The sequence below is a fragment of the Sinimarinibacterium arenosum genome (genome assembly GCF_005047655.1).
Taxonomy (GTDB): Bacteria; Pseudomonadota; Gammaproteobacteria; order Nevskiales; family Nevskiaceae; genus Solimonas.
In genome coordinates, this window is the sequence record NZ_SUKF01000002.1 from 543,279 (window position 1) to 563,942 (window position 20,664).

16 protein-coding genes are annotated in these 20,664 nt (G+C 64.1%); 5 read left to right on the forward strand and 11 right to left on the reverse strand.

Going from position 1 to position 20,664, the window contains the following annotated elements; all coding sequences use genetic code 11:
* The first annotated feature begins 138 nt into the window (after window positions 1-138).
* Complete coding sequence (locus E4T66_RS06045; RefSeq protein WP_136847991.1) at window positions 139-3,588, forward strand: pyruvate carboxylase; 3,450 nt, start codon at window positions 139-141, stop codon at window positions 3,586-3,588.
* Between the two features lie 90 nt (window positions 3,589-3,678).
* Here the strand turns inward: E4T66_RS06045 and E4T66_RS06050 are convergent, their stop codons facing one another.
* The 9 genes from E4T66_RS06050 to aceE form a co-directional block, all read right to left on the reverse strand.
* Window positions 3,679-4,059: a DUF6455 family protein gene (locus tag E4T66_RS06050; protein ID WP_211242772.1), complete on the reverse strand. Its 381-nt coding sequence runs from the start codon at window positions 4,057-4,059 to the stop codon at window positions 3,679-3,681.
* Window positions 4,060-4,159: 100 nt separating this feature from the next.
* Window positions 4,160-4,564: a DUF6455 family protein gene (locus E4T66_RS06055; protein WP_136847993.1), complete on the reverse strand. Its 405-nt coding sequence runs from the start codon at window positions 4,562-4,564 to the stop codon at window positions 4,160-4,162.
* Window positions 4,565-4,720: 156 nt separating this feature from the next.
* Window positions 4,721-5,590, reverse strand: a complete 870-nt coding sequence (locus E4T66_RS06060) for an energy transducer TonB family protein (protein WP_136847994.1) — start codon at window positions 5,588-5,590, stop codon at window positions 4,721-4,723.
* 180 nt (window positions 5,591-5,770) lie between these two features.
* The gene (locus tag E4T66_RS06065; protein WP_136847995.1) at window positions 5,771-6,559 is read right to left on the reverse strand and encodes a fumarate reductase iron-sulfur subunit; all 789 of its coding nucleotides are present in this window, start codon (window positions 6,557-6,559) and stop codon (window positions 5,771-5,773) included.
* Complete coding sequence (locus E4T66_RS06070) at window positions 6,556-8,532, reverse strand: fumarate reductase flavoprotein subunit (RefSeq protein ID WP_136847996.1); 1,977 nt, start codon at window positions 8,530-8,532, stop codon at window positions 6,556-6,558. Before E4T66_RS06070 ends, E4T66_RS06065 begins: the two co-directional genes overlap by 4 nt.
* The gene (locus E4T66_RS06075; protein WP_211242773.1) at window positions 8,529-9,299 is read right to left on the reverse strand and encodes a fumarate reductase cytochrome b subunit; all 771 of its coding nucleotides are present in this window, start codon (window positions 9,297-9,299) and stop codon (window positions 8,529-8,531) included. The genes E4T66_RS06070 and E4T66_RS06075 overlap by 4 nt, the downstream gene beginning before the upstream one ends.
* A 130-nt stretch (window positions 9,300-9,429) precedes the next feature.
* On the reverse strand, window positions 9,430-9,870 hold the full coding sequence (locus tag E4T66_RS06080) for an acyl-CoA thioesterase (protein ID WP_136847997.1): 441 nt from the start codon (window positions 9,868-9,870) through the stop codon (window positions 9,430-9,432).
* A gap of 41 nt (window positions 9,871-9,911) precedes the next feature.
* Window positions 9,912-11,615, reverse strand: a complete 1,704-nt coding sequence (gene aceF, locus E4T66_RS06085; RefSeq protein WP_136847998.1) for a dihydrolipoyllysine-residue acetyltransferase — start codon at window positions 11,613-11,615, stop codon at window positions 9,912-9,914.
* A 3-nt stretch (window positions 11,616-11,618) separates the two neighbouring features.
* Window positions 11,619-14,282, reverse strand: a complete 2,664-nt coding sequence (gene aceE, locus E4T66_RS06090) for a pyruvate dehydrogenase (acetyl-transferring), homodimeric type (protein ID WP_136847999.1) — start codon at window positions 14,280-14,282, stop codon at window positions 11,619-11,621.
* Window positions 14,283-14,419: 137 nt separating this feature from the next.
* Here aceE and E4T66_RS06095 point away from each other — a divergent pair, with 137 nt between their 5' ends.
* The 4 genes from E4T66_RS06095 to E4T66_RS06110 all read left to right on the forward strand — a co-directional run bounded on the left by E4T66_RS06095 (window position 14,420) and on the right by E4T66_RS06110 (window position 17,606).
* Window positions 14,420-15,361: a LysR family transcriptional regulator gene (locus E4T66_RS06095; RefSeq protein WP_136848000.1), complete on the forward strand. Its 942-nt coding sequence runs from the start codon at window positions 14,420-14,422 to the stop codon at window positions 15,359-15,361.
* Window positions 15,362-15,643: 282 nt separating this feature from the next.
* Window positions 15,644-16,456 carry a class I SAM-dependent methyltransferase gene (locus tag E4T66_RS06100; RefSeq protein WP_136848001.1) on the forward strand — a complete coding sequence of 271 codons (813 nt, stop codon included), beginning with the start codon at window positions 15,644-15,646 and terminating at the stop codon, window positions 16,454-16,456.
* Between the two features lie 196 nt (window positions 16,457-16,652).
* Window positions 16,653-16,925 carry a DUF4242 domain-containing protein gene (locus E4T66_RS06105; RefSeq protein WP_136848002.1) on the forward strand — a complete coding sequence of 91 codons (273 nt, stop codon included), beginning with the start codon at window positions 16,653-16,655 and terminating at the stop codon, window positions 16,923-16,925.
* Between the two features lie 153 nt (window positions 16,926-17,078).
* Window positions 17,079-17,606: an REP-associated tyrosine transposase gene (locus E4T66_RS06110; protein WP_136848003.1), complete on the forward strand. Its 528-nt coding sequence runs from the start codon at window positions 17,079-17,081 to the stop codon at window positions 17,604-17,606.
* A gap of 155 nt (window positions 17,607-17,761) precedes the next feature.
* Here E4T66_RS06110 and E4T66_RS06115 read toward each other — a convergent pair whose 3' ends face one another.
* Both E4T66_RS06115 and E4T66_RS06120 read right to left on the reverse strand, forming a co-directional pair.
* Window positions 17,762-18,601: a hypothetical protein gene (locus E4T66_RS06115; RefSeq protein WP_136848004.1), complete on the reverse strand. Its 840-nt coding sequence runs from the start codon at window positions 18,599-18,601 to the stop codon at window positions 17,762-17,764.
* 47 nt (window positions 18,602-18,648) lie between these two features.
* Window positions 18,649-20,637, reverse strand: coding sequence for a hydantoinase/oxoprolinase family protein (locus tag E4T66_RS06120; protein WP_136848083.1), 1,989 nt, complete (start codon window positions 20,635-20,637; stop codon window positions 18,649-18,651).
* Window positions 20,638-20,664 lie beyond the last annotated feature (27 nt).

Genomic DNA, 20,664 nt, shown 5'->3' on the forward strand with positions numbered 1-20,664 from the left:
TTGCAGCTCAACCTTGCCGGTGTCCCGGTGCCGCAGAACAGCGGCCCGACACTGGTGTCACCCTCACCCTGCGCGTTCCCGCTCTGCTGCGGCATGGTCCTTGCTGCGTTCGTCCGGGGAGCCGGAGACATCGACGTCATGCGGAAAATTCGCAAGCTGCTGGTAGCCAACCGTTCCGAGATCGCGATCCGCGTCATGCGCGCGGCGGCCGAAATGGGCATTCGTACCGTCGCGATCTACGCCAACGAAGATCGTTTCGCGCTGCATCGATTCAAGGCTGACGAAAGCTATCGCGTCGGCGAAGGCAAGCAGCCGATCGCCGCATATCTGGATATTGAGGACATCCTGCGCATCGCGCGCGAAGCGGGCGTTGATGCGATCCATCCGGGATACGGCTTCCTTTCTGAAAATCCGGACTTCGCCGAGGCCTGCGCCGCTGCCGGCATCCAGTTCATCGGCCCGAAGCCCGAGGTCATGCGCACGCTGGGCAACAAGGTCGCTGCACGCGAGGTGGCGATCAAAGCCGGTGTTCCGGTGATGCCGGCGACCGGCCCGCTGCCGCGCGACCTGGACTCGATCAAGGCGCTCGCTGCTCAGGTTGGCTATCCGCTGATGCTCAAGGCCAGCTGGGGTGGCGGCGGCCGCGGCATGCGCGTGATCGAATCCGAGGCCGATCTGGACAGCCAGGTCGACGTTGCCCGGCGCGAAGCCGCTTCGGCGTTCGGCAACGACGAGGTCTATCTGGAAAAGCTGGTGCGCAGCGCACGTCATGTCGAAGTGCAGATCTTCGGTGACACCCACGGCAACGTTGTGCATCTGTTCGAACGCGACTGTTCGGTACAGCGGCGCAACCAGAAGGTGGTTGAACGCGCACCTGCGCCGTACCTGAGCGCCGAGACCCGCACCGAACTGTGCGATGCCGCCCTGAAGCTCGCGCGCGCGGTCAACTACACACACGCCGGCACCATCGAGTTCCTGATGGATGCCGACACCGGCGCGTTCTACTTCATCGAGGTCAACCCGCGCATCCAGGTCGAGCACACGGTGACCGAGCAGATCACCGGCATCGATATCGTCAAAGGTCAGATCCGCGTCACCGAAGGTGCGCGCGTCGGTTCAATCGAATGCGGCATACCGCAGCAGTCCGATATCCGCATGAACGGCTTCGCGCTGCAGTGCCGCGTGACCACTGAAGACCCGGAGAACAACTTCACGCCGGACTACGGCCGCCTCGGCGTCTACCGCAGTGCCGCCGGCTTTGGCGTGCGCCTCGACGCCGGCACCGCGTATTCCGGCGCGGTGATCACACCGTATTACGACTCGCTGCTGGTCAAGGTCACCACCTGGGGCGCCACCAGCAATGATGCGATCGCACGCATGGATCGTGCGCTGCGCGAGTTTCGTATCCGCGGACTGTCGAGCAATCTGCAGTTCCTTGAAAACGTCATCAATCATCCGGTGTTCCGCTCGGGCGAATGCATCACCCGCTTCATCGACACCACGCCGGAGCTGTTCAAGTTCAGCAAGCGCCGCGATCGTGCGACGCGACTGCTGCGCTTCATCGGCGAGGTCGTGGTCAACGGCAATCCGGAAATGAAGGGCCGCGTCGCTCCTGCGCTGCCGCTGGCAGAGCCGATCACGCCGACGTTCGATTTGACCACCGAAATTCCCGCCGGCACCCGCGATCGACTGAAGACGCTGGGGCCGGATGGTTTCTCGGCGTGGATGCTGAAACAGCCGCAGGTGCTGCTGACGGATACCACGATGCGCGACGCACACCAGTCGCTGTTCGCCACGCGCATGCGCACGCAGGACATGCTCGAGATCGCGCCGTACTACGCGCGCATGCTGCCGCAGCTGTTCTCGCTCGAGTGCTGGGGCGGCGCCACCTTTGACGTCGCCATGCGCTTCCTCAAGGAAGATCCGTGGGAACGTCTGGCACAGCTGCGCGAAGCAGTGCCGAACATCCTGTTCCAGATGCTGCTGCGCGCGTCCAACGCGGTGGGCTACACCAACTATCCGGACAATGTCGTGCGCTACTTCGTGCAGCAGGCCGCGAAAGGCGGCGTCGACGTATTCCGCGTGTTCGACTCGCTGAACTGGGTCGAGAACATGCGCGTGGCGATCGACGCCGTGCGCGAATCCAACATGCTGTGCGAAGCGGCGATCTGCTACACCGGCGACCTGTTCGACGACCGCCGCCCCAAGTACAGCCTCAAGTACTACGTCGACATGGCGAGGGCGCTCGAGAAAGCCGGCGCCAACGTCATCGGCATCAAGGACATGGCCGGCGTCTGTCGCCCTCGCGCCGCCAATGCTCTGGTCACGGCGCTGAAGCAGGAAGTCGGCCTGCCGATCCACTTCCACACGCATGACACCAGCGGCATCGCCGCCGCGAGCGTGCTGGCGGCGATCGAAGCCGGTGTCGACGCCGTCGACGGCGCGTTTGACTCGATGTCCGGTCTGACCTCGCAGCCCAACCTGGGCGCGATTGCCAGCTCGCTGCACGGCGGCCAGCGCGATCCCGGCGTGTCATTCGAGCACATGCAGGCGATCTCGCATTACTGGGAAGGCGTCCGCCGCTACTACCAGCCGTTCGAAGCCGACATCCGTTCAGGCACCTCGGATGTCTACCGTCACGAGATGCCCGGCGGGCAGTACACCAATCTGCGCGAACAGGCCCGCGCGCTGGGGCTGGAATCGCGCTGGCCGGAAGTGTCGAAAGCGTATGCCGCGGTCAATCAGTTGTTCGGCGACATCGTCAAGGTCACGCCGACCTCCAAGGTCGTCGGTGACATGGCGCTGTTCATGGTTGCCAACGATCTGGACGCCGACGATGTCACCGATCCGGAACGCGAAATCGCCTTCCCTGAATCGGTGATCTCGCTGTTCAAGGGCGAACTGGGCTTTCCTCCGGATGGCTTCCCGCCCGAATTGCAGGCCAAGGTGCTCAAGGGTGCGGCGCCGCTGAGCGGACGCCCCGGCGCCTCATTGCCACCCACCGATCTCGAACAGACCCGCAAGGCTGTCGAGGAAACGATCGGGCGCAAGCTCAGCGATACCGATCTGGCGTCGAGCCTGATGTACCCCAAGGTGTTTCGCGACTATGCCGAGCACCGCAGCCATTTCGGCGACGTTTCGGTGCTGCCGACGCCGGTGTTCTTCTACGGCCTGCAGAAGGATCAGGAGATTTCTGCCGACCTCGAGCCAGGCAAGACGCTGCTGATCCGTCTGCAGGGCCAGACCGAGGTGATGGAAGACGGCAACGTCAAGCTGTTCTTCGAACTCAATGGCCAACCGCGGGTGGTGCGTGTGGCCAAGGCCGGCGCCGCAGCCAAGGCGGAAAACGCCAAGGCCGAGCATGGCAATCCCAGTCACGTGGGCGCGCCGATGCCGGGCGCGGTCTCCGCCGTTGCGGTCAAACCCGGACAGAAGGTCAGAAAGGGAGACCCGCTGGTGGCGATCGAAGCGATGAAGATGGAGACGCAGATTCGCGCCGAAGCCAACGCCACCATCAAGCAGGTACTGGTGAAACGCGGCGAGACGGTGAATGCGCACGACCTGCTGCTGATCATCGAGCGCAGCTGAGCCGCTGCACGCGGCAACCGTGCTAACGGAAACGCCCGGCACAAGGCCGGGCGTTGGTCAAATCACGTTTTGCTTGGCTGGTCGGCCGGACTAGCTCAGCTGCGCCACACTGGCCCGTGCAATCGAGGCATCGTTTGCGCAGAACGAATAATCGACCGCCATCGGTTCGTCAGCCAGCGTCGAAACACAGCGATCGAACTGCTTGCACCGACTGCACTCGCGAGCAACGGTATGCAGTTCAGCCGAGCTCAGGCCCAAGACATAACTGTCAAGCTCGACGCCGCGACGCCGCAGCATTTCGCCCAAGGGCAGACGCTGGATCTCGCGGCTGACTTCGAGACGCTCGCTGAAGCCCACCAGGTTGATGCCATACAGAGCTCCTGAGCGCATATAACGCCACTGCAGCACCGCCATCCCCAGCGCCGCTGCCACCATCACCCACCCGAGCTGCTGTGCCGATTCAATCACCATCACATTCACTTTCCTGAAATGTCAGTCAAAAGCCTAAAGATCCGTCCGGATCGCTGGCGTCCATTTCAGCGCCGACGGTCCGGCTCGGCCCTGACCCAGATCAACGCGCCGAGGCGCTCGAATCAGTGCCCTTGTTGATCGCGATCACTCGATCAAACGCCGAGGCGTTCGGGCAGAAGCTTAAATCCGTGGTTTCGAGATGCCCTCGCAATACCGCTTCGCAACGCGACTGCGAGGTGCAGCTGTGGCAATTGCGCACTGCGGACTCCAGCTCGTTCACCGCAAGGTGCCTGCCAAAATCAGCTTCCCGAATATTGCGGAACTTCAGCATCCGCCCCAGACGGACGCCCGCAGCCTGACCCAGCGCACGCGTGCGCTGCACATGCTGTCGTGACCACTGCAGGGCAGACGGAACCAGATCTTGAGTCATCGCCAGCATCGCCATGACCACGGAAAATCCGAGCACGCCAAAGACGACCAGCTCGGTGGAATCGGATGCAATCATCGTTCGCTCCTTCTTCAGGCAGGTCCCGAACGTCATCCGTACAAGGCGCCGACTCGTCCGGGCGCGACGTCATTTGAAGCCGCTTGGCCTGTTCCCGCCATTGACCCAGGTCATCGAATCGGCCGCCTGCCGCGGGCACGGTGCCGCCCTGATGCGTCAGCGCAGCTGAAATTCGATGGGCTGATCGATGGCGAATTCGAGCTGCCCGACCAGATACTGCTCGGGCAGCGGAGGAAACCGGCCGATGCGCAACACGACGTCGCGCGCCTCCTCGTCCAGCAACGGATACCCCGTGCTTCTGAGCAAGTGCGCGCCCAGCAGCTGGCCGTCGCGGCTCAGATGGATGCGCACCACCGCCTTGCCCTGCTGGCGTTCGCCGTAGGCCTTCCGCGGATAGCGCCGCTGGTCACCGATCAAACGCTTGACCTTCCACAGATAGGCCCAGGGGACTTCCGTCGGCTGCCCCTGTCCGGATTCCGCCATCGCAGGCGCGCCGAGCCCGCGCGGCGCCGCGGCGCTCTGCGCAGACAGATCCGGAGTCGCTTGCGTAGGTGCGGCATCGCTGGCCGTCACGGCGGCAGGCTCGGTCGGACGGTCCGGCGTCGGTTGCTCCGCAACGGGGGCTTTGCGCCGCGCGGCGTGCTCCGCCGGCACGTCAATCGCCTGCATTGCGGATTCGGCTGAAGCCGTTTCAACCGCCGGACTCGGCGGTGGCGGCTTCTGCGTCTGCGGCGGGGGCACAGCCGCAGAGGGCGTTGGCTCACCTGCAGAGAGCTGTGCTGGCGCCGGTCCGGGCATGCTGACCATGACAAAGGTCGGCGGCTGCGGCACCCGCAAGGCTGGCGGAGCAAATCCGACCAGCAGCACCAGAAGCAGCACCAGATGCACCAGAACGGACCAGATCCCCGCCCGCCGCCGCGGCCGCTGGGCGGGAGGCTGACGTCGCTCCGGTGCCAGCGGCGCCGGCGGCAACGTCACGCCCCCGCAGTCGAGCACCGGAAATTTAGTCCAGGAGTCTGGATGCATCGCTGAGGCCACGTCTACGCATGCCAAACCTACAGCGCAAAACGTGCCAGCTGCACCACTGTCACCGCATCAGACAGCGACTCAGTGCGATGGGTGTGCCTGCTGCTGCAGGCTCAGCGTCACCGTGCTCGCGATCCGGTGAGCCGATTCGCCAAGGGCCGGTACGGCTCAGCGCACGGATCAGGAGTGGTTGGCGCCGTCGCTTCCGCGCCAGCCGACTGCGGCCATCTTGCGCCGCATGTAGGCCAGCTGCGTCATCAGCGGCAGATTCTTCGGGCAGACGTCGTCACAGGCCAGTAGCGTCATGCAGCCGAAGATGCCGTCGTCGTCGCCGATCACCTCGTAGTAGTCGGCATCATCGCGCTGATCGCGCGGATCGAGCCGGAAGCGTGCCAGCTTGTTGACCGCGACCGCACCGACGAAATCCTCGCGCATGCGCGCGGTGCCGCAGGCGGCGACACAGCAGCCGCATTCGATACAGCGATCCAGTTCGTAAATCGCCTCTGCCAGTTCGGGCTCCATGCGGGCCTCGGCGCGGTCGAGATCGACCTCGACGTCGTGACTGTGCAGCCATGACTCGACACGTTCCGACATCGCCCGCATCCACTTGCCGGTATCCACCGACAGATCACCGATCAGCGCGAAGCCCGGCAACGGCGCCAGCGCGATCGTCTCCGGCAACTGCGTGGTCAGCGTGCGACAGGCCAGGCCGGGACGGCCGTTGATCACCATCGCGCAGCTGCCACAGATGCCGGCACGGCAGACGAAATCGAACTGCAGCGAAGGATCCTGGGTTTCGCGGATCTCGCCCAGCGCAATGAACAGCGTCATGCCCACCGCCTCGTCCAGCTCATAGGTCTGCAGGCGCGGCAGCTGTTCCGGCACGGCCGGGTTGTAACGCAGGACCGTGATGCGCAGACGCCGTGGCGTCTGATTTTCAGCAGGCAGGGCCACGGGACTTTCGATCATGGCAGGGGCTCGTCAATACGTTCATTGGGGCCGCGATATCGCGGCGGCAGCTGCTCGCGAAACGGCAGCAGAGACTGCTGCAGTGCGGCGCGATCGCCGCCGCCCGCAGCAGCACGCACGGCGTCGACCTGTGCCTGGCGCACGGCGGTGTCGGGATGCTCGATCTGATTGCGCGCCCCGTAGCCACGCCAGCCCGGCGGCAGCTCCATGCGCAGGATGTCGATCGGCTCGTAGCTCAGGCTTGGCAGCGTATCGTCGTCATGCGCCCAGGTCGCCAGCGTGCGCTTGAGCCACTGCGCATCGTCACGACGCGGGTAATCCGCACGGTAGTGCGCACCGCGGCTCTCGGTCCGCATCAGCGCGCCATAGGCCACGCACTGCGCCAACTTCAGCATGCGCTGCACCCGGTACGCCACCACCAGCTCCGGATTGGCGCCGGGCGCTGCACTGCGCAGGCCGATGTTGCGACTGCGCCGGATCAGGTCCTGCAGCTCCTCGACGGCGGCGGCCAGCGGTTCGGCGTCGCGGAAGATGCCGACCTTGGTCGTCATGATGTCCTGCATCCGTACCTTCAACGCCTGGGCATCCTCGCTGCCACGGCCATCGGTCAGCTGATCCAGACGCGCCTGCTCGCGCGCGCCGAACTCGCGGATCAACGCCGTCGAGAGATTCAGGTCGTGCTGCTCGCAGTAGTCGGCAACGCTTTCACCGACGATCATGCCGGCGACAACGGTCTCGGCCACCGAGTTGCCACCGAGCCGGTTGAATCCATGCAGATCCCAGCACGCCGACTCACCGGCAGCGAACAGGCCCTGCAGGCTGCGGCTCTGGCCGCTGGGCAGGGTGCGGATGCCGCCCATGGTGTAGTGCTGCGCCGGCCGCACCGGAATCCACTGTCGAACCGGATCGATGCCGAGGAAGTACTCGCAGATCTCCTTGACCTCGCGCAGGTTGTGCTCGATGTGATGCTTGCCGAGCAGCGTGATATCGAGCCACAGATGTTCGCCGAAGCGCGAGCGCGCACCTTTGCCGGCGAGGATGTGTTCCTCCATGCGGCGCGATACGACGTCGCGCGATGCCAGCTCCTTCTTTTCCGGCTCGTAGTCCGGCATGAAGCGATGGCCGTCACCGTCGCGCAACAGACCGCCGTCGCCACGACAGCCTTCGGTGACCAGAATGCCCGCCGGGAAAATGCCGGTCGGATGGAACTGCACCGCCTCCATGTTGCCGAGCGCGGCGACCCCGGTATCCAGCGCGATGGCATGGCCGATGCCCTCGTTGATGACCGCGTTGGTGGTCACGCGGTACAAGCGTCCGGCGCCGCCGCTCGCAACGACCGTCGCCTTGGCCACATACGCAACCAGCTCGCCGGTGATCAGATTGCGCGCGATCGCGCCGTGGCAGCGGCCCGCATCGTGAATCAGCGACAGCGCCTCCATGCGCTCGTGCACCGGAATGCCACTGGCGATGACCTGATCGCTGACCGCGTACAGCATCGCGTGGCCGGTACCGTCGGAGACATAGCAGGTGCGCCACTTCTTGGTGCCGCCGAAGTTGCGCTGGGCGATCAGCCCGTGCGCCGCGTCGCGCTCGGTGATGGTGACGCGTTCGCCGTTGATCACGACCTCGCGATCACCGCCACTGACCCGACTCCACGGCACACCCCAGGCGGCCAGCTCGCGCACGGCTTTCGGCGCGGTGTGCGTGAACATGCGCACGACGTCCTGATCGGCACCCCAGTCGCTGCCGCGCACCGTATCTTCGAAATGCACATCCTCGTTGTCGCCGAGACCCTGGATCACGTTGGCAAGGCTGGCCTGCATGCCGCCCTGGGCCGCCGCCGAATGCGAGCGTTTCGGCGGCACCAGCGACAGGATCACCACCTCCTGCCCGCGCCGGCGTGCGGCGATGCCGACCCGCAGACCGGCCAGACCGCCGCCGATCACCAGCACATCGGTGTAGATCGTTTTCATGGCGTCACGCTGCGGTATTGCTCGGGCGTGTAGCGCTCGCCGGCCTGCGCCGCGTGCTCATGTCCGATCTTCATGTAGGCCGCCAATGTGGTCAGGCCCAATGCCAGCAGGAATGCGGTGACTCCCCACTTGAGCAGCTTGAGCCGTCGGCGGGTCTGCCGCGCAGTGGCGCTGGCAAACCAGCCCCACTTCGCCGCTACCCGAGACAGACCGATGCCGCCGTGCAGCTCCACGCAGAACAGCATCACCAGATACAGCGGCCACCAGCGCCCGCTCCAGACGCGATCGGACGACGCATAGGGACCGATGTCGCCGGGATGCATCAGCATCTGGTACAGGTGAATCGACACCAGGAAGAACAACGCGAATCCGGTGGCGATCTGCACGACCCACAGGCTGGTGTCCTCGTGGCGCATTGCGGCGCGGTGCGACATGAACAGCCGGTACTGCTGGTAGTTCGCCGGAAACTTGCGCATTGCCAGCGCTGCATGGGCAACAAACAGCAGCAGGATGCCGCCAACCAGCGTCGAGACGACTCCGGGGTAGGATCGCCCGAAAAAGAAATAGCCCTCGAACATGCGGGTTACCGCCCACATGAAATCCTTGCTCACCAGAATCGAGGCGACAAAGAACATGTGCCCCCACATGAACAGCGCCAGCACCACGCCAGTGGCGCTTTGCAGCACATCGAGCTGTGCCGGCATCCGGCTGGAGCGCGGCCGCACTGCCATCGCAGCGGGCACGGCAAGTTCCGCCTTTCTGTGCATCGTCTACCGTCTCCCCCGCTTATCGGTCGTCGACTGAGTCCACAGCCGGCCGGCCTACGCCCGCCGCCAGGGCCAAGCCTAACCGGTGCCGCTCACGAACCGAAACTGGGGATACTACGTGTTGTGTCGTTCAGCGCTGTGCGCGACGCGCGGCACCCTGCTCGAAGCGCCGGATTTCGTCCGGCGTCTGCGGCGTCAGCGGCGGCACCGGCTGCGGCTCGCCGTCTTCATTGACGGCAACCATCGTGAAGAAGCAGCTGTTGACGTGGCGCGCGATGCCTTTGCGGATGTGCTCTGCCACCACCTTGATGCCGACCTCCATCGATGTCCGCCCGGTGTAGTTGACCGAGGCCAGAAAAGTCAGCAACTCACCGACATGCACCGGCTGACGGAACATCACGCGGTCGACCGACAGCGTCACCACGTAGCTGTTGGCGTAGCGGCTGGCGCAGGCGTAGGCCACCTGATCCAGCTGCTTCAGGATATGACCGCCGTGGATGTTGCCGGAGAAGTTCACCATATCCGGCGTCATCAATACGGTCATTGTCAGCTGGTGTCGCGGCAGATCCATGTCCATCCCATCGGTGGTTTAGCGTCTGCCCGGACAAGCAATTACAACGCCAAACGCCGCAGATCGCCGATCAGCTGGCCCAGATGCACGATGAAACGCGCTGCGTAGGCGCCGTCGATCACGCGATGGTCGTAGGACAGCGACAGCGGGCACATCAGCCGCGGCTGGAACGCGCTGCCGTCCCACACCGGCTTCATCTGCGCCTTGGACACGCCGAGGATGCCGACCTCCGGCGCGTTGACGATCGGCGTGAAGAAGCTGCCGCCGATGCCGCCGAGGCTGGAGATCGAGAAACAGCCGCCCTGCATCTCGTCGGGCTTGAGCTTGCCGTCGCGTGCCTTCTTTGCCAGCGCCGCCGATTCCTCAGCCAGCTGTGCGATGCCCTTGTTCCAGACGTCCTTGATCACCGGCACGACCAGACCATTGGGCGTGTCGGCGGCAAAGCCAATATTGCAGTAGCCCTTCATGATCAGGCTTTCGCCGTCCGGCGCCAGCGAGGCATTGAATTCCGGATAGGTCCTCATCGCCACCGCGACCGCCTTGATCAGGAACGGCAACACGGTCAGCTTCGGGCCGCCACTGGCGACCAGCTCCTGCGACATTGACTTGCGGAAGGCTTCCAGCTCGGTGATGTCCGCCTCGTCGGTCTGCGTCACATGCGGCACGTTGACCCACGAGCGATGCAGGAACTGCGCGGACAACTTGCGGATGCGCGCCAGCGGCTTGGACTCGATCGGTCCGAATTTGGAGAAGTCGATCGCCGGAATCGGCGGAATGCCCGAACCACCCGCAGCAGCGCTGGTGGTAGTCGCCGGCTGCGTCATGCGGTTCTTGACGAAGGTCTGCACGTCCTCGACCAGGATGCGGCCGCGCGGTCCAGTCCCGGGCACCTGGGCCAGATCCACACCCAGCTCACGCGCGAACTTGCGCGTCGCCGGGCCGGCATACGGCACCTGTTCCGGTCCGGCCGGCTTGGGCGGTGGCGCAATCGGCTGCGTATCCACCAGCGGTGGCGTACCCGGCACTGGCCACGGCTGGGATTCCGTACTCGGCTTGGCTGCGGCGGCCACCGGCGGCGCTGCGGCTGGCGCGGGTGCTGCAGGCGTCGCGTCTGCGGTGGCTGTCGTCTCCAGGCTGCAGATCGGGTTTCCTTCTGACAGCTTGTCGCCGGCCTTGACCTTGAGCCCGCGCACGATGCCTGCAGCCGGCGCCGGCACTTCCAGCGTCGCCTTGTCCGACTCCAGCACGATCAGCGGCTGTTCGGCCTCGACCGCGTCGCCGTCGGCGACCAGCACTTCAATCACCGGCACATCGCTGTAGTTGCCGATATCAGGCACACGCACGTCCAGCGTCGATGTCGCTCCGCTCGCCGGCGCAGCGGCGGGCGCCGACACTGGCGGCGTTGCAGCCGCCGGGGCTTCGGGCGCCGGAGTGGGCGCTTCAGCAACCGCTGCGGGCGCCGCCGCAGGACGCGCCGGCTCGGCCGGAGCAGCCTCCGCTTCGCCGGCCAGCTCCAGCGTGCAGACGGCGTGCCCTTCAGAAACCTTGTCACCGACTTTGATCTTGATGCCGTGCACCACGCCTGCGGCCGGCGCCGGCACTTCCAGCGTCGCCTTGTCCGACTCCAGCACGATCAGCGGCTGTTCGGCCTCGACCGATTCGCCCTCGGCGACCAGCACCTCGATCACCGGCACGTCGGCGTAGTTGCCGATATCCGGAACCTTCACATCCATCGTGTTCGCCATGGCTTAGCTCTTCCACGGAGCGATGCGATCCGGCTTGATGCCGTAGATCTTGATCGCCTGCGAGACTTTTTCCGCCAAGCACAGCTTCTGTTCGGCCAGTGCAGCCAGACTGCGCACGACGATCCAGCGGCGATCGATGCCGAAGAAATCACGCAGGGCCGGACGGTTGTCAGAACGCCCGAAGCCGTCGGTGCCGAGCACGTGATACGGCAACGGCACGTAGGGCCGGATCTGCTCGGGATAGGCGCGAACCCAGTCGGTACTGGCAATGACCGGACCGGTCATGCCGCCCAGGCATTCCTGCACGTACGACTTGCGCGGCGCCTCGGTCGGGTGCAACAGATTCCAGCGTTCGACTTCCTGACCATCGCGTGCCAGCTCGGTGAAGCTCGGCACACTCCAGACATCCGAGGTCACATCCCACTCGGCCTTCAACAACTCCGCCGCGGCCACCACTTCCTGCAGGATGCCGCCGGAGCCGATCAGCTGCACGTGCGCCTTGGCCGGCTGCTCTTCCGAGCGCAGCAGATACATGCCCTTGATGATGCCGCCTTCGACACCGGCCGGCATCGGCGGGTGCGCGTAGTTCTCGTTGTAGACCGACAGGTAGTAGTAGACGTCCTTGTGATCGACGTACATTTCCTTCATGCCGTGCTGGATGATGACCGCCAGCTCGTAGGCATAGGCCGGGTCATAGCTGCGGCAATTCGGAATCGTCGCGCTGAAGATGTGACTGTGGCCGTCCTCATGCTGCAGGCCTTCGCCGTTGAGCGAGGTCCGCCCCGCCGTGGCGCCAAGCAGGAAGCCGCGCGAGCGCATGTCGCCGGCAGCCCAGCACAGATCGCCGATGCGCTGGAAACCGAACATCGAATAGAAGATGTAGAACGGGATCAGGCCCACGCCGTGATTCGCATACGCGGTCGCCGCAGCGATCCAGCTCGACATTGCGCCGGCCTCGGTGATGCCTTCCTCGAGAATCTGGCCCTTGATGTCTTCCTTGTAGAACGCCAGCTGATCGGCGTCCTCCGGCTTGTACTTCTGCCCCACCACCGAATAGATGCCCAGCGAACGGAACATCGCCTCCATGCCGAAGGTCCGTGCCTCGTCCGGCACGATCGGCACCACGCGCTTGCCGATGGCCTTGTCGCGGCACAGTGACTGCAGCATCTGCACGAACGCCATTGTCGTGCTGATCTCGCGCTCACCGGTGCCGGCGAGCTGCTTGTCGAACGAAGCCAGCGGAGGAATCTCCAGCACCTCGTTGACCGGACGCCGTTCCGGCAGCGGCCCACCCAGCGCCTTGCGCCGTTCCTTCAGATATTGGATCTCCGGCGAATCGTCGGCCGGCCGGTAGAACGGCGTCTTCGCGATCTCCTCGTCGGAGATCGGAATCTGGAAACGATCACGGAATGCCTTGAGCGCATCCTCACCCATCTTCTTCTGCTGATGCGTGATGTTCTGGCCTTCACCGGCCTCGCCCATGCCGTAGCCCTTGACCGTCTTGGCCAGGATTACCGTCGGCGACCCGGTGTGCTTGCTCGCGGCGGCATACGCAGCGTAGATCTTGTGCGGGTCATGTCCGCCACGGTTCAGCCGCGCGATGTCTTCGTCCGACATCGAGCTGACCAGCCGCTCCAGCTCCGGATACTTGCCGAAGAAATGCTCGCGTGTGTACTTGCCACCCTTGGCCTTGTAGTTCTGATACTCGCCGTCGACGGTTTCATTGAACGCCTGGATCAGCTTGCCCGAGGTGTCCTGCGCGATCAGCGCGTCCCACGACGAACCCCAGATCAGCTTGATCACGTTCCAGCCGGCGCCGCGGAACGTGCCTTCCAGTTCCTGGATGATCTTGCCGTTGCCGCGCACCGGTCCGTCGAGCCGCTGCAAGTTGCAGTTCACCACGAAGATCAGGTTGTCGAGCTTCTCGCGGGCGGCGATGTCCATCGCGCCCAGCGACTCCGGCTCATCCATCTCGCCGTCACCGCAGAAGCACCAGACTTTGCGGCCCTCGGTCTTGGCCAGCCCGCGATTTTCCAGGTACTTCATCAGGCGTGCCTGATAGATGGCCTGGATCGGCCCCAGTCCCATCGACACCGTCGCGAACTGCCAGAAGTCGGGCAACAGCCAGGGATGCGGGTAACTCGGCAAGCCAGGCTTCAGCGCTTCCATGCGGAAACGCAGCAGCTGTTCCTCGCTCAGCCGGCCTTCGAGAAACGCGCGTGCGTAGATGCCCGGCGCCACATGACCCTGCACATAGATCAGATCCTGACCTTGCGGGTGGTCGACGCCTTTCCAGAAATGATTGAAGCCGACGTCGTACAGCGTCGCCGACGACGCAAAGCTGGCGATATGCCCCCCGATGCCGGCGTGCTCGCGATTGGCCGCCACCACCATCGCCATCGAATTCCAGCGCGCGAACGAGCGGATGCGCCACTCCAGCGCGTGATCACCCGGCGAACGCTCTTCCAGATGCGGCGGAATCGTATTGATGTAGGCGGTATTCGCCGAGTACGGCACATAGGTGCCGCTGCGCCGCGCCTGCTCCGTCAGCACTTCCAGCAGGTAATGCGCGCGCTCGGGGCCTTCACGTTGCAGCACGGCCTGCAGCGCGTCCAGCCATTCCTTGGTTTCGGTCGGATCGAGATCGGGGGTATTCAGATTTGTCATGGGGTTCTCCTCGCGCCGCACGACGAATCGCAGGACGTCGAGTCAGCGTAATGCATCTTTCAGCGCACTGTAGACGCGACGCCACACATACGTCCAATATATGGAACTACGCCTATTCATACTTATTAAATATACCGATGGAACTGCGTCATCTGCGCTACTTCCTCGCAGTCGCCGAAGAGCTGCACTTCACCCGTGCCGCAGAACGGCTGGGCATCGGCCAGCCGCCGCTGTCACAGCAGATCCAGCAACTTGAAAAGGAAATCGGCACACCGCTGTTCCGGCGCCTGCCCCGCGGCGTCGAGCTGACCGATGCCGGGCGCAGTTTCCAGCAAGACGCACGGACGATCATTGACGACGCCGAGCGCGCCACCGACCGTGCCCGCCGCGTGGCCCGCGGCGAACTCGGCCGCATCCGCGTCGGCATGATCAATTCGGCACCATTTCATCCGTTCATCCCGCGCGTGATCCGCGAGTTCCGCAAGCTCTATCCGAATGTCGCACTGAGCCTGCAGGAGAACAGCACGCCGGTACTGGCACAGGCCGTACGCGACGATCAGATCGACATCGCTTTCGTGCGCCCCCTGCTGGGCGACAACGACGGTCTGCAGGTCCGCAATCTTTTCGACGAGGATGTCGTCATCGCCCTGCCCAGCGGACACGCGCTCGCCAAACGCCAACGGCTGCCCCTGCTGTCGCTATCGCTTGAGCCGTTCGTGCTGTTTCCGCGTTCGGTCGGTTCCGGCCTCTACGACGACATCATCGCCGTCTGTCGCAAGGTTGGTTTCAGCCCGCGCATCGTGCAGGAAACCCTGCAGGTCACGTCGATCGTCAACCTCGTCGCTGCCGGCCTCGGCGTTTCGCTGGTCCCCGCATCGATGCAGCAGGTGCATACCGACGGCGTCACCTACCGCCCGATCAGCGGCCCGCGCCCGAAAGCCCGCATGAGCCTGATCTATCGCGAGACTGCTACCACGACCTCCTCGGTGACGCACATGATCAAACTTGCTACGCAGCTGGTGCGCGCCGATAGCGCGAAACGACCGTCCGCCGAAAACCACGAACCGCTCGCTTCTTAGTCGCAGTGCACTCCCTCCCACGCTTGCCCATCTTGAAAATCAGGCGTGTAATGGCCAGAAGCACTGAATGCTGCTTTGCCAAAAAAGACAAGCCAAGCGCAGCTCATAAATCACAGGCGCAGTGAGGTTTCATGGCAGAAGCGCCTTACATCGTTCCAACTTCGGACAATGTCCGATCGACGCTGAGCGACACCAATCCGAAGCTGGCGCATCGTCTTTCATCGACTATTCGTCGCTTTATAAAGTTGATCTGGAGTTAGAACGCACGGAGGCATATCCACCATGGCCGATACCGACACAGTGTTTTCGGGCTCCGTTGCAATGCTCTACGAATCGCATCTGGTTCCGCTGATCTTTGAACCCTACGCAGCGGACGTTGGAGAGCGGGTCAAGTCGAGAGCAGTGACCCGTCTACTTGAAGTGGCCGCCGGCACTGGCGTGGCAACCCGCTCGCTGGCGGCCGCACTGAATCCGGGCACTTCCATTGTTGCAACAGACTTAAATCAGGCCATGCTTGATAAAGCTGCTTCAATTGGGACGGCTCAGCCCGTTGAGTGGCAGCAAGCAAATGCGATGGCGTTGCCATTCCAGGAGGCCGACTTTGACGTCGTCGTTTGTCAGTTCGGAGCGATGTTCTTCCCGGACAAAGCCGCTGCCTTTGCCGAAGCACGTCGAGTGTTGCGTCCGGGCGGCACGTTCATCTTCAGCGTGTGGGATCGAATCGCAGAAAACGAATTTGCAGATTGCATCACAACGGCTCTGGAACAAGTCTTCCCAGAGGACCCGCCACGCTTCCTGGACCGCACGCCTCACGGCTATTACAACCTTCACGCCATTGAACAAGACATCGCGGCTGCGGGATTTCCACAGGCGCCACAGATCGTAACCGTGGAAGCGCGAAGCCGGGCACATTCCGCCCACATTCCCGCCGTTGCATATTGCCAGGGAACGCCGCTGCGCAATGAGATCGAGGCACGTGATCCCACGCGACTGCTCGACGCCACAAACGTCGCAGCCAATGCAATTGCGCAGGCGTTCGGGGCGGGCGCCGTTGAAGGCAAGATTCAAGCGCACATTGTCATCGTTGATGTGTGATGGGGCTGGATGTTGCCCTCTGGCAATCTATTGCAGGTGACGTCTACTCGCTACCCACTTTCGTCATAGCAAAAGCGGCTATCGCTTCAAGCGCACCTTACCGGAAGCGTTGGGAGCGACAAAGCAAGGTCTCTTGGACGCAGACCTTGTGCGGTGACTCAGTCGTCCCTGTTGCACCTATGAAGTGGAGGTTGTCATGCCAAAGTTCGTCATCGAGCGCGAGATTCCAGGAGCAGGAAATCTTACAGGGCAAGAGTTAAAAGCGATCTCGCAAACGTCATGTGGAGTTCTCAGTAAATTGGGGCCTCAAGTGCAATGGCTTGAAAGCTATGTAACGGGCGACAAAATCTACTGCGTATATATCGCCCCGAACGAGGAACTTGTCAGGGAGCACGCCAAGCAAGGTGGCTTCCCCGCAAACCGCGTTTCTCAAGTCACGTCAATCATTGATCCCACAACGGCGGACTAGCACCGCCCAAAACCGGATTTCACCCTACCCCGCACCGCAGTGGAGTGAAGCGGAGGCGCGGGGTAGGGTGAACTTGCACGTTTCCGCTCCGAACCAGCACGTAGGGCGGATCACTGATCCGCCTGTCGAGAAACCGGTTCGGAGGCCAAGCCTATGCCCCGATACGCTCGCGCCTGGGTGCCAGGTGGAGCTTTCTTCTTCACCGTTGCTCTGCTGGAACGACGCAGACGCCTGCTGACCGAGTACATCGATGCGCTGCGAGCGGCATTCAGGACGGTCAGGCAGCGGCGTCCCTTCGCCATCGATGCAATCGTGATCCTGCCGGATCACTTCCATACCGTTTGGACCTTGCCGCCGGGCGACGCTGATTTCTCCACGCGCAGGCGTCTGATCAAGACGGCATTCAGCCGATCCATTCCGCAAACAGAGCACCTCTCCCCACGACTTGCCGCCAAAGGCGAACGCGGCATCTGGCAGCGCCGCTTCTGGGAGCATGTGATCCGCGACGAGCAAGACTGGCGCCAACACGTCGACTACGTTCACTACAACCCGGTCAAACATGGCTATGTCCGATGTGCGCGGGATTGGCCGCATTCGACATTTCATCGCCATGTTGAGTCAGGCATTTGTCCCGCCGACTGGGGTGGGACGCCTAATCTCGAACTGGATCATCTGGAGTGACACAACCGGCGGATTACGCTGCGCTAATCCGCCCTACGCCGCTGGGCGATGCTGATTTCTCCACGCGTATGCGCCTGTCGAGTTCGCTGCAAACTCGGGCCGCGGAGTCCAGAGCAACTCGCCTCCCATCACCATGGATTTCTGCAGATCTCTGATTACGTTCCGCGCAGCCCGGCGAGACGGTCGAGGACGCTTTCCGGATGGGCTCCGACCGGTATTTCGGCAAAGCGGAATCCGCGCTCCGGGCACGGCGCCACAACGCCGTCTTCCCAGAAGCTCTCGGGAACCCGGAGACCCGGCGTGACGCCCGTCACCGGCGCGGACGCCACCAGGAAATCCAGTCCCTCTCCGACCTCAGCCGACACGTTCGCCGGCAGCAGCAGGCCGGTATCCCAGCGATAGTGCGAGGCGACGTTGAACACGGGCTGGTACAGCGGCAGCGCTTCGGCCAGGGACGGTGCAGGCTCCCTGCCCTCTTCGAGCAGGACGCCGTCCAGCCCGCAGTCGGCGAAGCTGCGGAGAAAGTCGGCGATGTATACCGCAGCGTCGTCTACGGCATCTGCATCCACCTCCACCGCGTCACCGGGGCGCGCCTGCGCATGGGCCACTGCCACCCAGTGGCGCGGCGACGGCAATGCCAGCACCAAGGGCTGGCTGCCGAAGCTGGAACGCAGGAAGGTCGCCAGCGACTGGAGATGCGCGCGCAGGGCTTCGTCGGCCAGCAAGGTCTTCAGCGGATAGTCGGTGCGCCTTTTCGCACCCATCGCGGCGACCAGTCCCGCGTTGGCGCGCAACCAGGCCTCTGCGACTTCCGCAACCGGAAGACTCACGACATTCGACTTGAGCAGGGCCTGGGCCTTGCGCATCCAGCCGGTGGCCGCATCCGCATCCAGCCAGGGCACGCTGCCCGCCGCCAGCAGGCGGGCAGCATAGGCGCGGAAGTCCAGCCAGAGACCTCCGTCGTCGGTGACGAGACGTTCGGTCAGCATGCCCATTGGCGCGTGCCCCACTCGCTCACAGGAAGCACTTCACTGTCATTTCCTCAGTGGCGGCTGAGCAGGATGTCGCCGGCCTGGTTGATCTCGAAGCGCCAGCTCTCCTCGATGCGGCAGGTGAAGAAGGCGTCCTCCAGCACCGCGGGCCCCGCCGCGGTGGCACCGGCCGGCTGGTCCTCCACGCGGTACAGCGGCAAGTCGCCGGCCAGCGTGCGGCGCTTCGCAGTGCTGACCGCGTCCTGGCTGGCCTTGCCGAACTCGCCCGCCAGCTTGGCATGGCTGATCGGCTTCACCGCCTGCAGCATCAGGCTGACGCGAGCCTGAGCCGGGATGGCAAGCTGGTCAGCGCCCAGCGCGATATGGTGCTCGCCCTCGGCATCGATCACCCGCAACGACTCTTCGATGCGGCACTGCTCCAGTTCGACACCCTCGCCGAACATGGCGCGGCGCGCCTGCAACAGCAGTTGTTCGCGGCAAGCCTGCAGCCCGGTGGCATCGTTGCTGGGCAGCGGCGCCTCGAAGGCGTGGGCGATGTCGGAGAAGCCGATGCCGAAGGCGGAGAACACCGCTGCCAAGCCGGGAATGATGACGCGTCCGATGTCGAGCGCCTCGGCCACCTTGCACGCTACGAAGGGCCCGGCGCCGCCGAAAGCGGCCAGCACCGTATCCCGCGTGATCGGGGCGTAGTCCTTCAGGCTGGCGGCGATCTTGCTCACCCAGGCCTTCTCCATCGCCTGGGCCGCCTGCTCGGGCGTCAGGCCCAGCGGCACGGCGACCTTCTCGGTGATGGCCGCACGTGCCCGCTCGACGTCGATCTTGAGCTCGCCGCCAAAGTAGGAGGCGGGATCGAGCAGGCCCGTCAGCAGGAAGGCGTCCGTCATCGTGGCCTCCTTGCCGCCCAGCCCGAAGCAGGCTGGGCCGGGCGCGCTGCCGACGCTCTCCGGACCGACCTTGATCCCCTTGCCCTCGGCCCTGATGATCGAACTGCCGCCGACACCGGCGCTGACGACGTCGCACAGCGGGAACGAGGTCTCGATGCCTTCCATCTTGCCGCGCCGATGCGCACGCACCACGCCATCCTCGACCAGGCCGATGTCGGTGGTGGTCCCGCCGACATCCATCGACAGCAGGCGCCGGAAGCCATAGTGGGCGGCCAGGGCCTTGCTGCCCTCGGCGCCGCCGCGCGGACCGGAGCTGTAGGTCTTGAGCGCGATGGTGCGCGCGACCCGGGCCGAGTGGCCGTCGTTGCGGAAGATCAGCAAGGGGTTGCGGGTGCGGTACTGGCGCAGCTTGTGCTCGGCGTTGTAAAGGAAGCGCTCCATCGCCGGATGCAGAAAGGCATTGAACAGCGCCGTCCAGGTCCGGCGCGCATCGTCGGCATCATCGACGACCTCGTGCGAATAGAGGATCGGGATGACGCCCAGCAGATGCGGCGGGAATTTGCGCAGCAGGATTTTCTTCAGGTTCGTCTCGCTGCTGCTGCAGGCGGAGCCGCCGAAGGCAACGACGATGCGATTCGCGCCCGCGGAGCAAAGGCTGTTGACCATGCGCACTGCGGCCGCTTCCAGCGCTTCGCCCTCCAGCGCCGGATCGAGCGTTTCGATGCGCGCCCCGACCAGGCTCGCCAGCAGTCCGCTCTGTTGCGCCGATGCCTGCAACGCCGCAGCCTCGAGCGTGCCCCCCAGGATCAGGCCCAGGCGCGGGCCTTTTCGCTCCACCAGGGCATTGGTGCCCTGGGTGGTGGAATAGCGGATGTATTCCGTCGACAGCAGCAACGCCATCAGGTCGTCCTCGCCGTAGATCGCGCGCGAGGCCTTCGTCAGACCGTCGATCAGGCACTTGGACAGATCGTGCGGCGTGGTGACGGTCTTGGTGCTCCAGACGCGATCGCCGTCGATAACGCAGATGTCGGTCAGCGTACCGCCGTTGTCGATGTTGATCAGTTTCCCCGCTGCAGCCGCGACCGCACCTGGGAGCGTTCCGGGGACATTTTCTGCGGCTTCCTCGAGATTTCCGTCGCCACCTGCAGGAACCATCAGCGCCGCTGTTCTTTGGGTATTCAT

Excerpts from the sequence above, each read along its gene's own strand:
- E4T66_RS06045 (WP_136847991.1), top strand. The coding sequence starts at position 139 with ATGCGGAAAATTCGCAAGCTGCTGGTAGCCAACCGTTCCGAGATCGCG.
- E4T66_RS06050 (WP_211242772.1), bottom strand. The coding sequence starts at position 4,059 with ATGGTGATTGAATCGGCACAGCAGCTCGGGTGGGTGATGGTGGCAGCG.
- E4T66_RS06055 (WP_136847993.1), bottom strand. The coding sequence starts at position 4,564 with ATGATTGCATCCGATTCCACCGAGCTGGTCGTCTTTGGCGTGCTCGGA.
- E4T66_RS06060 (WP_136847994.1), bottom strand. The coding sequence starts at position 5,590 with ATGCATCCAGACTCCTGGACTAAATTTCCGGTGCTCGACTGCGGGGGC.
- E4T66_RS06065 (WP_136847995.1), bottom strand. The coding sequence starts at position 6,559 with ATGATCGAAAGTCCCGTGGCCCTGCCTGCTGAAAATCAGACGCCACGG.
- E4T66_RS06070 (WP_136847996.1), bottom strand. The coding sequence starts at position 8,532 with ATGAAAACGATCTACACCGATGTGCTGGTGATCGGCGGCGGTCTGGCC.
- E4T66_RS06075 (WP_211242773.1), bottom strand. The coding sequence starts at position 9,299 with ATGCACAGAAAGGCGGAACTTGCCGTGCCCGCTGCGATGGCAGTGCGG.
- E4T66_RS06080 (WP_136847997.1), bottom strand. The coding sequence starts at position 9,870 with ATGGATCTGCCGCGACACCAGCTGACAATGACCGTATTGATGACGCCG.
- aceF (WP_136847998.1), bottom strand. The coding sequence starts at position 11,615 with ATGGCGAACACGATGGATGTGAAGGTTCCGGATATCGGCAACTACGCC.
- aceE (WP_136847999.1), bottom strand. The coding sequence starts at position 14,282 with ATGACAAATCTGAATACCCCCGATCTCGATCCGACCGAAACCAAGGAA.
- E4T66_RS06095 (WP_136848000.1), top strand. The coding sequence starts at position 14,420 with ATGGAACTGCGTCATCTGCGCTACTTCCTCGCAGTCGCCGAAGAGCTG.
- E4T66_RS06100 (WP_136848001.1), top strand. The coding sequence starts at position 15,644 with ATGGCCGATACCGACACAGTGTTTTCGGGCTCCGTTGCAATGCTCTAC.
- E4T66_RS06105 (WP_136848002.1), top strand. The coding sequence starts at position 16,653 with ATGCCAAAGTTCGTCATCGAGCGCGAGATTCCAGGAGCAGGAAATCTT.
- E4T66_RS06110 (WP_136848003.1), top strand. The coding sequence starts at position 17,079 with ATGCCCCGATACGCTCGCGCCTGGGTGCCAGGTGGAGCTTTCTTCTTC.
- E4T66_RS06115 (WP_136848004.1), bottom strand. The coding sequence starts at position 18,601 with ATGGGCATGCTGACCGAACGTCTCGTCACCGACGACGGAGGTCTCTGG.
- E4T66_RS06120 (WP_136848083.1), bottom strand. The coding sequence starts at position 20,637 with ATGGTTCCTGCAGGTGGCGACGGAAATCTCGAGGAAGCCGCAGAAAAT.